The sequence below is a fragment of the Bacillus sp. EB106-04-02-XG92 genome (genome assembly GCF_058791995.1).
The window spans coordinates 348,890-363,658 of record NZ_JBYTEA010000006.1 but is presented as its reverse complement, the minus strand read 5'-3'; the positions used below and the strand labels follow the sequence as shown (position 1 = coordinate 363,658).

The window sequence follows — 14,769 nt, the reverse complement described above, 5'->3', positions numbered from 1 at the left end:
ACTTATTTCTCAGTATAAAAGTTCTGCACTGCTTCATCAAAATAAATCCAGCCTTTCCAACCTAAATGAATTGTATCTTTTAAGAAATACTTATCATATTCATGGCCAGAGAAATCAACTACTGGGTATCCTGCTTTCTCAACTTGTTCCCGAACTTTTTTATAATACACTTCACGGCGTTCTTTAGGGAAACCAGCGTAATCATACCACGGTCCGTTTACAGGTACAGAAATGAATAGTGGCTTAACATTTTTCTCTTTAAAAATATTTAAAACAATTTGTAAGTCATCATATTCAGGTGATTCTTCATACGATTCATTTGCTCTAAAGTTTTTTAAACCTTTTAATTTTTTCTTTAAATTATGTTTATAGTAATACGGATTTTCAATTCCGAATGTGTTTGTAGTAGATTCCACTTTTCCTTCTTCTTCTGCATGTTTACGTGCATCTACCCAAGAAATTGAACGTAATCCCATATTTGTTTTTTCTTTCATCGGTTCAATCTTAAATAAGGAGTTAAATAAATCTCTATGATCTAAAATATTACGATGCAAATAAGCAAGTGGTTTAACTAAACCTGCTTTTACGTTATGTTTCGTATCATTATATACAATACCTTCTAATGAATTTTTTAAAATATCATCTTCTTGAACAACTTTATAATCTAATAGTCGTTTCGCAATTTGCTTCTTCATTTCAACATTTATTTTATCATTAAAAATAAAATGATATGCTTGTTGCTTAGAGAAATTGTTCGTAAAATCCCCTTGTGATACCCCAGTCTTTGTAAACCATTGTGGTGATAAAACAAAGACTACCTTTTTACCTTCTAATCCATCCATAGTAGACGTCATATTTAATATATGAGCTAAACTTTGCGTACCGCCAATCCCCATTAAATATGGCGTAAAACCTGCCGGATTTACTTTAAAGTAATTAGATGGGTGATATGCATCCATTCGCAAAAATTCAGATGAACCATACATCGGTAAATACTGTGAATTCTCTAACATTTTTTGCTGTAAGAAAACGCTTTGTAGTTTTTCTTTTTGTAAGGAAGTTGCTGCATCTTCTACCTTCTTATCACTAATAAGTGATACTAAACTTTTCGATGGGATTAATATGATAATGAAAAAAAGCACACACGCTAAAATTATCGGACCAAAAGCATGCTTCATTTTCATCGTCTCTTCCTCTTTCTATTGCTATTAAATTGTAACCCTTGTTTTTGACACGCCATCATTTCTCTCCTTTTTCTCTATACATGTTCCATTCTATTTATCTATTATATACATGTATGTATTTCTTTCCTTGTTCTATTAAGTCCTATACAAATAGCACAAGAAAATGTTTCCATAGAAACACGTTAATTATACAAGATTCTACATAAATTTCACACTGAAATTTATGTGATAATTTTATTTTTCAAAGATAAAAAAACATAAAAAAGTCTTTAAATTAATCTTAAGAAATAAAATTACATAATTATATGATTTTACATACGCATAACCCCGTTTTAAAACTAGAACGGGGTTAAAAATAAGAAAGTTTTATTATTCAATGTAACTAGAGGTTCAACAGTTAAATTAAGAAAGTCCAATAATATTTCATTTCATAAAATCAATGTTTATTGTCCTCATTTCATTCCATAAGCATCATTCTTGTTACTTAACAGAAGGTATAAAAAAACAGACTATCACACATGTGAAGTCTGTTTCTCCATAATTTTATTTTTGTACATCAGCCCATTTTAAACTTGTTGCCGGACCGAATTGATGTACATATAAATCTTTCACATATGGCTTTTGTAAGTATGATAACCCGCGCTGGAATACTGGTGCAATTACTGCGTCATCAAGTAACATTTTCTCAGCATCTTGCATCGCTTTCCAACGAGCTTTTTCATCATTACCTAATTCTGTTTTAATCTTCTTAATTAACGCATCATATTCAGGGTTTGCATATTCTGTGTTGTTCACACTGCTTCCAGAAAGGAACACTTCTAAATAAGTCATTGGATCTGGATAATCTGGTAACCAGCGTGATAATGACATTTCATATTCTTTCTTCTTCTCTAACGCTAGTTTTTGCGTATGCGGTTGTAATTTTACATTTACCTTTAAGCCTGGTAAGTTTTTCTCTAGCTCTTCTTTAATGTATTCGCCTACTTTTTTAAAGTTTTCTAAGTCATAGTTTAATAACTCAAGCGTCACTTCATTTGTACCTGTCTCTTGCTTCGCCTTTTCCCAATATTCTTTCGCCTGTTTTACATCAGTTTTATTAAACTCACCTGCCGTACTTCTAAAGTCTTTTTTATCTGGACCTTTTAAAAATCCTTTTGGTACGTAATAGTTAGCAGCAACTGAACCATCATTTAAAAATGAAGTCGCAAGTCCTTTCTTATCAAACACTGTACTTAGCGCAAGACGTGCATTTTTATTTTTAAGAATCGGTACATTTTCATTGAATCGGAAGAAGTACATAACCGGATCTGTATATTGTTTCAGCTCTTTATTATTTTTATATTTATCGACGAATTCTGTAGAAATGACAGCTCTATCAACTTTATCTGTTTCATATAAATTTACCGCAGTTGAAATTTCTTTTACAATTTGATAGTTTACTTCATCTAGCTTCACTTCTTTTTTATCCCAATACTTATCATTTTTCTTCATTGTAAAACTCGCTTCATGCTTCCACTCCGATAATGTAAATGGCCCATTATATACCGCTTTATTTGCTTCTAATCCGTATTTATCACCTTGTTCTTTCGCATATTTTTCGTTAATTGGATAGAAGGATGGCAAAATAAGTAGTTTCGTAAAATACGGTACAGGATGTTCTAACTCTACAACGAACGTTTTATCATCCTTTGCTTTTACTCCTAATTCCTCTAACCCTAGTTGTTTCTTATTTATTTTCTCCGCATTTTTCACATCGTACGCAATGTATGCATATTGAGAAGCTGTATCCGGATTAATAAGCTGCTTCCAAGCGTATACGTAATCTTGTGCTATTACTGGGTCTCCGTTAGACCATTTCGCATCACGTAAGTGGAATGTATATGTTTTCCCATCTTGACTCACTTCATATTTTTGTGCTCCAGCTTCAATCACTTCATCATTTTTCGATAAACGGAATAATCCTTCCATTACGTTATTTAAAACGTTAAACGATACCGCATCTGTTACTTTCCCTGAATGTAAAGACGGGATTTCACCCGTTTCTAGTAACTGTAATACTTTTTTCTCATCTTTCGGCTTTGTCGTTGTTTTTTCTTTTGCGCAGCCAACTAAAAATGAAGAAGCTAATAAAGTACTAACTAATGAGTAACGAACAACTTTTTTCATTTGAAAACCCCCTCTACTTTTTAAGGTAAGTAACGACGAGCACCAGCGTATTCTTCTATATATCCTGGTGTATTTAGCGGTATAATCTCTACTGATCTTTCAGCTCTCGGCGAGTGAATCATATTTCCGTCACCAATATACATCCCCACATGATGAACACTACCTTTTCCTTGATCATGTGCAAAGAAGATTAAATCTCCTTTTTGTAAATTCTCTTTATCAACTGCAACTCCATTTCTCGATTGCGGACCTGAATCCCGCGGAATTGTAATACCGTGTGATTTATAAATCGTATGTGTAAATCCAGAGCAATCAAATCCGAAGCCACTTGTACCAGCCCATATATACGGTAATCCTAAAAACATTTTTCCTGTATTTATTAAATCATCGGCCGCCGGAGTTGGAATATCATTTTGCGAACGGTAAACTGTGCCATCATTTTTTCGTAGCCAAGCTTTCTGTCCGTTTGGTAACAACACGCGGTATGAAATCGTATCTTCACTAAGTAATGGCAGTCGCGTATTATAGCTCACTTCAAGTGATTTATGTTTTTCAGAAGGATTTATATATAAAATGGCTGTCGGTTTCGTTACTAATACGAAAGGTTCATTTGTTTTATCTGCAAATTCTTGATTATATGTTAACTGTTTTTCGGGCATCCATCCTGGGTATCCCTCTTCATTTCGAGGTGTTGGCTGACCATGGACTAACACTTTCACCCAGTCTCCTTTTTTATCCACAACTGTTACTTCTTGACCTAATAGCGCTTGCGTTTCTAATTTATTTGCATTTGTTAACCAAAGTTTCTCATCAAGCGTCATCGATTTCGTCCACTTCCACAAATCAACTGGATTTGTAGCACTCGGCGCATCAATTGGTCGTAATGAATCCGGCGTGGTCCAAAGTGTTGCGGCAGATACATCGATAAACGCCTTACTATCTTTCTTTTCTTCAGCATGTGCTGATGTAAACGATGAAAATATAAATAAAGTTGTTAAAAATGCAGTTCCTACTTTTTTCATACATATCCCCCTTAAAAGATAGTTTACTAGTCGCTTCTCCTAAGATTTACTATTCACTGTCGATTGAAGATTTACCTTTGAACCAGAATACGTCATTCCTTCTGGTTCTTCCATTAACCAAAGCGGTGCATCGAGATCGAAGTAATGAATATTAGGATGAGCAGCTGCTAAATGGGCTACAGCACTAACAGAAAGTGAGGATTCCATCATACTTCCGACCATGCATTTTACACCAGCTGTTTCAGCGATATCGGCAATACGCCACGCTTCACGTATACCGCCGCTTTTCATTAATTTAATATTAATTAGGTCTGCATATCCTCCTTGAACGATTTTCAATGCATCACTTGCTGAAAATATGCTTTCATCTGCCATAATAGGCGTTTGCACATGATCTTTGACGTACTTTAATCCATCCCAATCTTTCGCATGAACAGGTTGTTCAATAAATTCAATATTTAAATTTCGATTTTCCATCTCTTTAATGATAGAAACTGCCTCTTTTGGATTCCACCCTTGATTTGCATCTAATCGTAACGTCGTATTTTTTGGTACGCTATTTCGAATCGCCTCAATACGTTCTAAATCTAAAGGAGCAGATTTCCCCACTTTAATTTTTAAAGTTTGAAATCCTTTTTCTACATGTTGCTTTGCCTCTTTCGCCATAATGAAAGGCTCATCTACACTAACGGTAATATCTGTATGAATTTCTTTCTTCCCGCCTAATAATGCGTAAAGTGGAACGTTTTGATATTGACAATACACATCATATAAGGCGATATCTACCGCCGCTTTTGCACTTGGATTTCCAATACAACTCATTTGAATGCGCTGTAGTAACTGCTGAAATTGAATAATATCTTGACCAATTAAACAAGAACGCATCGGCCCTAAAATGGCTTCTTCAATCCCGCTTGCGAAATCACCCGTAATAACTGGCGTTGCAGCTGCAGCACCTTTGCCAACAATCCCTTCATTTGTATGAACAAATACATCTATACTTTCTATTTCGGTTACGGTACGAAGAGCTGTTTTAAACGGTGTATGAAGATTAACACATCTACGATTTACTTTTACATCTGTAATTTTCATATTGTTCATCCTTTCGTTGTCTAACAAAGTGGAACTTGAATCTTTAAAAACAAATTATGTTTTTACGTACAATTCATTTCCTCTTTCACTTACTTTAAATGCAAGAGATTAATGTAAAATAAAAAAATCCAGCCATAAGAAGATTCTTACGGCTGGATTTTGTCTAGGAATGTGTAGACAAAGCAGCGATTTGATTATATTTTTTCTGCGCATCTTTTAACGCTACAAGTAGTGCCTTTTGAGACGAACCGAAATAACGATCTTTTATTTCCATTACTAACGTTGGATCATTAATATTTTTATGTAGAAACAAATATTTAACGAATTGAGATGTTAATGTAATTGTCGCTGAGCAATCTGCATCTACAATTTCCCCAGTTTCCTTAACAAGCACAAACGCTACAAAATAGCTTTTAAACTTTTCAGTAATGGGATTATTTTGAGGTGCTTTCGCATCCCCTACGACATAAATTGTATTTGAAGCATACACAGCTATCTTCCTTTCTAATACGAGATAACGGTTTTCTTAATAGTCGTATGAGTGATTAACTCAACGTTGATTAAAAAATGTATCCGCTTACCTTGCATTATAATACAATTGACAGAATTTTAACAACATTTATTTCGGTATATATTCCATAACTATAAAAACAGCTCACACTCTTCATTTTTACAGTATGTGATTCTTTCTTGTACCATGCTATTCGTACATAAAAAAACAGTTAGCTATCGCTAACTGCTCAATTACACTACTTCGGCAACACAAATATAGTTTCATTTGACTTAGAAAATTGATATTCTTTTCTCGCAAACTTCAAAATTTCTTCCTCATCGTCTGTTAAATTTTCTATGTTAGTCTTTAAAGACGCCTCATTTTTCTTTAAAGAAACCAATTGTTTTTTTTGATTCGTTATTGTATCTTTTTTTTCTACGATTATTTCTTGTTGTTTCGTTAAAATAAATTGAACGTACAAAGTAGCCGCCGCAATAAAGATAAACATGAATATAAATCTTCTTAGTTTTTTCTTATTAATTGCTCGATTCTCATTAAACTGTGATAGTTCTTCTTGTATATTAGGAACATTTATTCGCTTGAGTTTCCTCATTATGAAATCCCCCTAACACATATATTTTCACTACCATCGGCATGATCTCTTACTAACTTTAATTCTATTCTTATAAAATAAGCTCCTTCACAAAAATATCTCACAAATTAACCAATTAAAGATAGCATTCGACGACATTTCCATATTTACATTGAATTTTTTTATGTATGCTGACATAAAATAGTAGTTTCTGTTATTCTTTTTCTACTATTGTAGAAGAGTTTTTTTACAGACAAAATATCTCCTTATTTTAACATGCTTACAAGGAGGAAAAAGATAAAACTGGAATTATTGTTTCAAAACTAAGGTTATGATCATAAATCATCAGTTAAGAAACTTAGCTAAATAAAAAAGCCCAAATTGGGCTTTTTTATTTTACAAATCTATATCATATTCCATGCTTTTTGCCGTATCCTCAGCAATCTCCACACCTAACAAATTTTTCACAATATGAAATGACATGTTAATACCAGCTGAAATACCTGCAGATGTAATAATGTGACCTTCATCTACAAATTTCACATTCTCCATTACTTCTACATTCGGAAAATCTTTTTTGAGAGTTTGAATACTAGCCCAATGCGTTGTTACTTGTAAGCCTTCCAGTAAACCAGCTTTCGCCAGTAATAGCGTACCTGTACAAACTGAAGTCATAAGTTTTACTTCTTTCATTTGCTGACGAACCCAATTTATTATAATATCATTTTTCACTTCGTTTTCCCGAACACCTTTACCACCTGGAATGATTAAAATATCAACTGGTGGTAAATTTTCAATGCTATAATCTGGCTTTACCTTTAATCCGTTTCTTGCTGTAATCATTTCTCCATCTTGGCTAACTGTATATACAGTAAATGGTTTTTCTTCATCAGCTTCGGTTACAGAAAAAACTTCAAATGGCCCTGCAAAATCTAACACTTCTACCTCGTTAAATAAAAATATGCCTACGCTCCATTTATTTATCATACGTTCACTTCCTGTTTTATATGATGTAAAAGGTGATCATACCCTTTTTCTAAAGCAATATCATATGCTGCTATCCCATCTTTCAAAATATTTAAGTATACTCTTCTATATGTTCTATTGATTATGATATTTTCCTGTTAAAATATCAGTTTACATAATAATATTATCTAGATGAAATCTATCTTTTATTTTAAATATTAAAATTTTCTATTAAAATAAAATTAATCATGTTTAATACGGAGGAGAAATTATGTTACAAGTAATGCCTTTAAATAGTGAAGACTATGATTTAATTACAGCTGCTGAAAGAGTCATTGAAAAAAACTATAAATACGGCCGTCATCATATCGGTTCCGCTGTACGAACTAAAACGGGTAATATTTATGCAGCAGTGCATGTTGAAGCAAATGTTGGAAGAATAACAGTTTGTGGTGAAGCTATGGCGATTGGAAAATCTATTTCAGAAGGCGATTATGAATTTGATACCATTGTAGCGGTCGCTCACCCACACCCCCATGAAGATATAGAAAAATGTTGAGTTGTTGCTCCATGTGGTATGTGTCGAGAATTAATAAGTGATTACGGAAAAAATACGAACGTTATACTTTCATATAATGGTGAACTTGTGAAATGTAACGTAATGGAATTATTACCTAAAAAGTACACAAGTGAAGTAGAGTAATTATTCATACTATCAACATATCAAATAATATTATTCCAATAAAAAACAATCCATTTTAAAAACGGATTGTTTTTTTATTTCTTTTTTATGCAGTTTATTTTATTTTTATATTTTCAATAACGATGCAATTATCGTTAACAAAAATGAAATCCAAATATCCGAGTACGAATTGCAGTGTATTTTTCATTCGAAAACCAAAATCCAACTTACCCTTACATTTGAAAAACATTAATATAAAACCTCTAAAATCAGCACTCTTATCATACCAATCTATAACAATTCTGTCTTCTTCCCTTACCTGTTTCCTTTAAAACATATGATTTTAAAACTAGCGCCGTTAATGAATCCGTTAATGTTTTATATGATAAATTAGATAATGCTAATAGATCGTTCGTATATAACATTCTATGCTTCTCTAATAATAATAGTACTAATCGTTCAGACGGTTTTAATGCCTCGTCACTTTCTAGTATAAAGTCTATATTTTTCATTTCTCTAATTAATACTCCTTATATAAAAAAATAATAAAACGACTAATTTAATATAAAAATAATACATAACAAAATTTGAAGTATATTAAAATAACATCGTTTTAAAACACTATTATACTATAACATAGAAAAAGCATTTCCCGAAATAGGAAATGCTTTTTCTATGTTACTTATAGGTTTCTTCTCAATTAACACCTTAAATATTTCTTGCAATATGCGGCTTACTGTAATGACTTGTTCCACCACCGCCTACTACTACTTTACCGCCTTTTTCAAAAATTAATAATTTACTTGAACCATCTGCAAGAAGTACTATTACTTCAGCATTGTTACTTGTTGCTACATAAATTACATAGCCACTTTTTGATATACATGTTTCCCAATTTGCATCAAATTCTGATCTTAATACACGATTGGAATACACTTGATTTTCAACTCTATCTTGTGCTTCGTTTTCCAAAATTTATCCCCCCTACTTCTCCAAAATATCATTTACAAAAATAACGGTTCTATTTAAAATAGTAACTCTCTTTAATATAAGTAATATATGTAGTTAGTAGAAGGATGCTTGGACAACTGGAACGTAATACCATGTAAATGATATACAATTGAAACAAGGCAGCCGATATTATATCGACTGCCTTGTTTCATCCATAATTCTTTATTTTTCGTTTCGCACAGCTTCAAAAGTAAACATTTGATTTGCATTTGACGGTTCTTTTTCATAAACATAGTCAGCAGAGCAAGTAATGTTAGAGAAACCTATACTTTCTAACAGAAGTTTAAACTCTTCTATTCCATACCAGCGCACCGCAAAGCGTTGTAGTTCTGTTTGTACTAACTGTCCTTTACTCCATTTTTCATATTTTAAATATGATAGAGTAACTTGGTTCAGCCAATCTATTTCAATTGATTTATTTTCTAATGTAATTCCTTCTCCGCTCGGCAAAGAAAAAGTCGATGTATGAATTTCCCCAGTCTTCCAGTCATGCGGAAGCATAATATCTACGATTAATCGCCCGCCTGGATTAAGATGTTCATAAAAACATTTCAATGCGTTTATCGAATCCGTACGATTCTCAATTAAACAAAAAGATCCAGTAGGAATGATAATTGCTTCGTATTTATGTGGCAGTGAAAATTGTTGTAAGCTTCCTTCATATAAATTAGGATGTAAACCTCTCTCTTTACATCGTACACGGCACGATTCTAGCATTTTAGGTGAATAGTCAATTCCATCTACTTTAAATCCAGCCTCTAGAAGTGGGATAATAACACGCCCTGATCCTACCGCTGCTTCGAGAATTCTTCCCCTACAATTTTTTAAACGTTCTTCGTAATACTCAATATCACCATTTAAAGAATAACCGACAGGCTTTGTGTAATCATAAAGTTCCGTGCAAAGTGTACTATAAAAACTAAACATTTATTTTCTCCTCCGTTTTTTACGTACGGAAGATTTTCATTCAACTAATCTTCCTGTACCTTTATTTTTAATAAAAATTCGAAAGAGCTGACTGTCATAATATATCACTCGCTTCCCATAAAATATAATTGTATTGTATAATATTCTATTAAAAATTAACATATGGAAATTCAGACTTTTTCCGAAAGGAGGATGTGATGAATTCATTAATTGGATTTATTTTTCTTCTTATATCTTTTAATATACTCATTTTCTTAATAGCAAAGAAGTATGAACAAATATGGAAAATAGCCAGTGGACTTTTCATCCTTTCTTCCCCAATTGTTTTCTTCGCCGCTTTGCACGTTATTGGTGAAAAAGTAGGGGATGGATTCGCTGGAGGTTTTGCTGGCCTTACCTTTAGTGGCCTATTGATCATAAATGCAATTTTTTTATTTATTGTAAGCTTTTTTGTATCTACCAATAAACATTCACATTAAACTCCCCCTTTTCAAAATGTAAAGAGCTTACTAGGCAGTAAGCTCTTTATCCATAACTATTTATTTCACAATTGGCAATGTCACTTCACTTACTTTTACTGTAAGCTTCGTGCCCGCTTTCGGCCTAATTGTATAATCATAATCACTAGCAATTAAAACGACCCCAATTTGATGCCCCGCTTTAAATATATAATCATCTGGCTGCATGTCCCATGTAAATGTATAATCTTTACCTGGTTGAATCGCTGTTGAATTTTCTATACTCTTTAAGTTTTGTGGATCCATCCAGCCTCTCGTTACGATTTCCGGCTTCGTTCCTCCGTAATCAACAAGTAAAGCAGTTAAATTTGATACAGATCGATCAATATTTCCTGTAATTGAAATCTTTGGTGTACCGCTTATACGTGTATCTTTTTGCAGTACAGGCATTGTATACACTAACCGATTAGCTACTTCGAGTTCTGGATTTGCTATTAATTGATTTGATTTCATTTTTGCATCATCTACGAATGAGAAAACTTTATTTGCAGAGCCCATACTTAATGGCAAATTAACTGCTTTGTTACTTAAATACATACGAACTTTGGACGGCACCGCTGATGTATCCGGCCAGTTTTTTAATTTTTCCCAAGTTTTATTTTCACGTTGTACATCTACCATTGGTTCATTCATAATTCCATTTTCAATGCCATACAACCAATAATCGAGCCATTTATTTTGTGTTCTTTGCCAGTCATTCGTTGATGTCCCACCATGTCCACCTTGGTGTAACCACATTTTACGAGGAACATTATTTTCTCCAAGTGCATCCCACCATTGCGCGAACTGCTTCGTCTTAACATTCCAATCATTTAAACCATGAACAACAAATACGCTTGCTTTAACGTTTTTAGCATCTTTTACATAATTACGTTTATCCCAAAAATCATTATAATTACCAGTTTTCCGGTCCTGTCCTACTGTTAACTCTTTTATTACTTGTCCGCAAACTTCAGGATTTTCTCTTGTTAATACTGCTTCTGCCATATTATCTGTATCTTCCCCTTGGTATCCACCTGGTGCAATGACTGCACCATTTGCACGATAATAATCATACCAACTACTAATCGCCGCGATTGGAATAATTGTTTTTAATCCTTCAACACCAATCGTCGCAACTGCATTCGGTAACGTACCATTATAAGAAACCCCTGTCATACCTACATTTCCTGTAGACCAATCAGCCTTAACTTCCTCACCATTTTCTGTATATGCTTTCGCACGTCCGTTCACCCAATCAATGACAGATTTCGTTCCTAGTATTTCTTGTTCATCTCCAGTAGTCGGGCACCCATCTGATTTTCCAGTTCCAATACTTTCACCTAAAATAACTGCATAGCCTCTTGGTACATAATAATTTCCGTATGAACCAAGATTAACAGCTCCATACGGTTTGCCTTCATACGCATACAATTCTTCATCTACATTATATACAGGAACATCTTTTAAACCTGCTCGATATGGGCTCATTTCATATATAACGGGCACTTTCACATTAGGGTCTGTTTTGGGCCGCATAACTTTTACTGACACTCTGTCTTTTTTACCATCTCGATCACTATCAACTTCCGTCTCTACAAATAGATTTTCAATGATTGCTTCATCAAGCGAGTAAATCGGTTTTGTCATCCCGTTTTCTAATTCGATCTTCGTATTGGATTGTAACCCTTCAGAAACTTTCCCATTTAACTTCACATCATTCTCTTTTATGTAATTTGTTTCTTTATTGTCTGCATACGCAGTCATACTAGAAACTCCCGATGTAACTGATAAAGATAAGATTGTTGATAATGTAATTGCTATTTTCTTTTTCCCCATACTCTTTCCTCCCCACATATTTCTCCTTTTACTATACAATAAAATTACTGAAAATTCAGTTTATATTTTATACAAAAACTTGAGAAATTTGTAGAACACTCTTCCAACGAGCTTTCAAGATTATATATCCTGATTTACCACTCTCATATAATTAATAAAAAACATCGCCTAATAATAGACGATGCTTCTAATAGTATTGGATTACTCTTTCTTCATATTTATATAAAACCGTATCTCTCCCTCTATAGTAGAAACTCCATAGCCAAAACCATGACTTTCTAAAATACTTTTCACGATCGCTAAACCTAGTCCTGTACCGGAATGGTCTTTACTACGAGAAGATTCTAGGACGTAAAAAGGTTCCCAAATTTTATCGATATCTTTCATCTGTTCCGCATTCATACCATTTTGAATTTGAAAATATACACTTTCATTTCGTTCTTCTAAAGTAATTTTTATATGTTGATTTGCTGTATATTTTATCGCATTTGAAATTAAATTTTGAAACACCATTCTCATTTTATTTATATCTGCATAAATAATTGCATCGCCAGCATTATAGTTCACATGCAAATCAATTTCTTTCGATTCCAGTTCAATCTTATGCTTATCTAATATACTTTGGACTAGTGATATGATAGGAAATTGTTCCTTTTGCAAAACATCTCTCTCTAGTTTAGAAAATCGTAATAACTCTTCAATTAAGTTCGAAATGAGATCAGTTTGTTTAATAATAGTATCTATGTATGTACCATCATCTAAGCCATCTTTTATTCCCATAGAATATGCTTTCACTAATGCGATTGGCGTTTTTAATTCATGTGTCACATCACCCATAAATCGTTTTAAATGTTCATTTCGATCTGTTAAATCTTCATGTGCCTCATGTAGTTTGTCACTCATGATATTAATACTAGTAGCTAAGTCTCCGATTTCATCATTTGTTTTCACTTTTGCTCGTTCAAATTTCAAATTTGAAATATCTTCTGCCACTTCACTTAATTCTTTTAATGGTTTGGTGATTGTTGTTGAAAGTATCCATACAAGTACGATAATGAGAAAAATCGTAATGCCTAACATGTACAAATAAAATGAATTTAACGTTTTTATTACTTCGTTAGAATGTGCAATCGAAACCCCTACCAAAATCAACTTATCGTCTTTCGCAATGTATTTCACAAAAAAGCTAGATTTCATCTTCTCTTGATCATATATTTTATTCGATTGTCCGACGTTCTTTACTTTCATTATTTCTTCTTTTGTAATCCAAAGTTTATTAAGGGCAACTCTTTTCCTTGTAAGTTGCATACGTAACTCATCATTTATATGATCTTCTGAGTCTTTTATTGATGTATACGCAATCGTAACATTCCCCTCATTTTCAATGCTGGTAATTGATTCATCCAATTGTTTGCTCGGTATGGACTGTATTTGTGCTGTTATGCCTTCTAAGCTTTCTCGCGTCTTGTAAATATTATATTTCGGTAAAAGATAGTTAATTAATAATAAAGATATCGTAAAAATAAGAATAACAGTTAAGGAAATGCTGAAAAATAGCTTTTTTCCAAGTTTATTCACTCTGTTCCTCCAAACTATATCCTAGCCCGCGGTGCGTTTTTATAATATTTTCTCCAACTTTTTTACGTAATCTTCTTACATGTGTATCAACAGTTCTCTCTTCACCAAAATAATCAAATCCCCATACGATATCTAACAATTTTTTACGAGTTAAAATTATGCCTTTATGATTTAAAAAACACTTTATTAATTCTAGCTCTGTTTTTGTAATATCTAACTCTTTGTCATTTTTATAAACTTTATTTTTAGCGAAATCTATTTTCAAATCTTGAACTTGAATGACATCATCATGCTGTATTAGCTTTTTCGCTCTAGTTATTAATACGCCTGGATGAAATGGTTTTTTTACGTATTCATCTGCCCCGCTTTGAAGCGCTGCTAATTCATCTTCGCTCTCACTTTTCGCCGTAAGCATTAATACTTTAACGCTTGAGTTCTTTTTTATTTCCTGACAAACAGTAATACCACTATGTTTTGGCATCATCCAATCTAAAATAGCTAAATCAATTTTCTCTTCATAAAATATTTGAAGTGCTTCCTCTCCATCTTTCGCTAATAAAACTTCGAAGCCTTCTTTCTCAAAATAAGCCTTTAAAATCCTTAACATATCTTGTTCATCATCTGCGATTAATACTCTCATACATAATCCTCCATTACTTTTAAACAAAAACCAATTGTATTATACAACTTCTTTGTTACATCAATGTAACAGAAAAATAT

At 32.9% G+C, this 14,769-nt stretch carries 14 protein-coding genes and 2 pseudogenes; 2 read left to right on the top strand and 14 right to left on the bottom strand.

Features of this window, described 5'->3' with window-relative positions:
* Window positions 1-2 precede the first annotated feature (2 nt).
* The 8 genes and pseudogenes from dltD to AC3WVA_RS17970 all read right to left on the bottom strand — a co-directional run.
* Window positions 3-1,184: a D-alanyl-lipoteichoic acid biosynthesis protein DltD gene (gene dltD / locus AC3WVA_RS18005; RefSeq protein WP_098346946.1), complete on the bottom strand. Its 1,182-nt coding sequence runs from the start codon at window positions 1,182-1,184 to the stop codon at window positions 3-5.
* A 543-nt stretch (window positions 1,185-1,727) separates the two neighbouring features.
* A complete protein-coding gene (locus tag AC3WVA_RS18000) occupies window positions 1,728-3,350 on the bottom strand; it encodes a peptide ABC transporter substrate-binding protein (protein WP_098346945.1) in 1,623 nt (540 codons plus the stop codon).
* A gap of 20 nt (window positions 3,351-3,370) precedes the next feature.
* Window positions 3,371-4,372, bottom strand: coding sequence for a C40 family peptidase (locus AC3WVA_RS17995; protein ID WP_098346944.1), 1,002 nt, complete (start codon window positions 4,370-4,372; stop codon window positions 3,371-3,373).
* 39 nt (window positions 4,373-4,411) lie between these two features.
* Complete coding sequence (locus AC3WVA_RS17990) at window positions 4,412-5,473, bottom strand: dipeptide epimerase (protein WP_142321064.1); 1,062 nt, start codon at window positions 5,471-5,473, stop codon at window positions 4,412-4,414.
* 154 nt (window positions 5,474-5,627) lie between these two features.
* Complete coding sequence (locus AC3WVA_RS17985; RefSeq protein ID WP_098346942.1) at window positions 5,628-5,954, bottom strand: DUF3870 domain-containing protein; 327 nt, start codon at window positions 5,952-5,954, stop codon at window positions 5,628-5,630.
* A gap of 259 nt (window positions 5,955-6,213) precedes the next feature.
* Complete coding sequence (locus tag AC3WVA_RS17980; RefSeq protein ID WP_048525943.1) at window positions 6,214-6,570, bottom strand: FtsB family cell division protein; 357 nt, start codon at window positions 6,568-6,570, stop codon at window positions 6,214-6,216.
* Between the two features lie 375 nt (window positions 6,571-6,945).
* Window positions 6,946-7,536, bottom strand: coding sequence for a DJ-1/PfpI family protein (locus AC3WVA_RS17975; protein ID WP_098346941.1), 591 nt, complete (start codon window positions 7,534-7,536; stop codon window positions 6,946-6,948).
* Window positions 7,533-7,616 (bottom strand): annotated as a pseudogene (locus AC3WVA_RS17970) (ankyrin repeat domain-containing protein); the annotation flags it as partial. The gene AC3WVA_RS17975 and the pseudogene AC3WVA_RS17970, both read right to left, overlap by 4 nt.
* A 170-nt stretch (window positions 7,617-7,786) precedes the next feature.
* On the opposite strand from AC3WVA_RS17970, the pseudogene AC3WVA_RS17965 reads away from it, so the two are divergent.
* A pseudogene (locus AC3WVA_RS17965) lies at window positions 7,787-8,218 on the top strand (cytidine deaminase).
* A gap of 260 nt (window positions 8,219-8,478) precedes the next feature.
* On the opposite strand, the gene AC3WVA_RS17960 reads toward AC3WVA_RS17965, so the two are convergent.
* The 3 genes from AC3WVA_RS17960 to AC3WVA_RS17950 all read right to left on the bottom strand — a co-directional run bounded on the left by AC3WVA_RS17960 (window position 8,479) and on the right by AC3WVA_RS17950 (window position 10,135).
* The gene (locus AC3WVA_RS17960) at window positions 8,479-8,709 is read right to left on the bottom strand and encodes a hypothetical protein (RefSeq protein WP_000789031.1); all 231 of its coding nucleotides are present in this window, start codon (window positions 8,707-8,709) and stop codon (window positions 8,479-8,481) included.
* Between the two features lie 196 nt (window positions 8,710-8,905).
* Window positions 8,906-9,169, bottom strand: a complete 264-nt coding sequence (locus tag AC3WVA_RS17955; protein WP_048525946.1) for a hypothetical protein — start codon at window positions 9,167-9,169, stop codon at window positions 8,906-8,908.
* A 201-nt stretch (window positions 9,170-9,370) separates the two neighbouring features.
* Entirely contained in the window at window positions 9,371-10,135 is a 765-nt protein-coding gene (locus AC3WVA_RS17950; protein ID WP_098520473.1) for a class I SAM-dependent methyltransferase, read from the bottom strand.
* 197 nt (window positions 10,136-10,332) lie between these two features.
* Between AC3WVA_RS17950 and AC3WVA_RS17945 the strand changes: the two genes are divergently transcribed.
* Complete coding sequence (locus AC3WVA_RS17945) at window positions 10,333-10,614, top strand: hypothetical protein (protein WP_098346937.1); 282 nt, start codon at window positions 10,333-10,335, stop codon at window positions 10,612-10,614.
* A gap of 60 nt (window positions 10,615-10,674) precedes the next feature.
* Here AC3WVA_RS17945 and AC3WVA_RS17940 read toward each other — a convergent pair whose 3' ends face one another.
* From AC3WVA_RS17940 to AC3WVA_RS17930, 3 genes are all read right to left on the bottom strand, one after another.
* Entirely contained in the window at window positions 10,675-12,471 is a 1,797-nt protein-coding gene (locus tag AC3WVA_RS17940) for a Xaa-Pro dipeptidyl-peptidase (RefSeq protein ID WP_098346936.1), read from the bottom strand.
* A gap of 201 nt (window positions 12,472-12,672) precedes the next feature.
* Window positions 12,673-14,049, bottom strand: coding sequence for a sensor histidine kinase (locus AC3WVA_RS17935; protein WP_098881137.1), 1,377 nt, complete (start codon window positions 14,047-14,049; stop codon window positions 12,673-12,675).
* Window positions 14,042-14,689 (bottom strand): response regulator transcription factor, encoded by a 648-nt coding sequence (locus tag AC3WVA_RS17930; RefSeq protein ID WP_098346934.1) that lies wholly within the window; start codon window positions 14,687-14,689, stop codon window positions 14,042-14,044. Before AC3WVA_RS17930 ends, AC3WVA_RS17935 begins: the two co-directional genes overlap by 8 nt.
* Window positions 14,690-14,769: the final 80 nt, after the last annotated feature.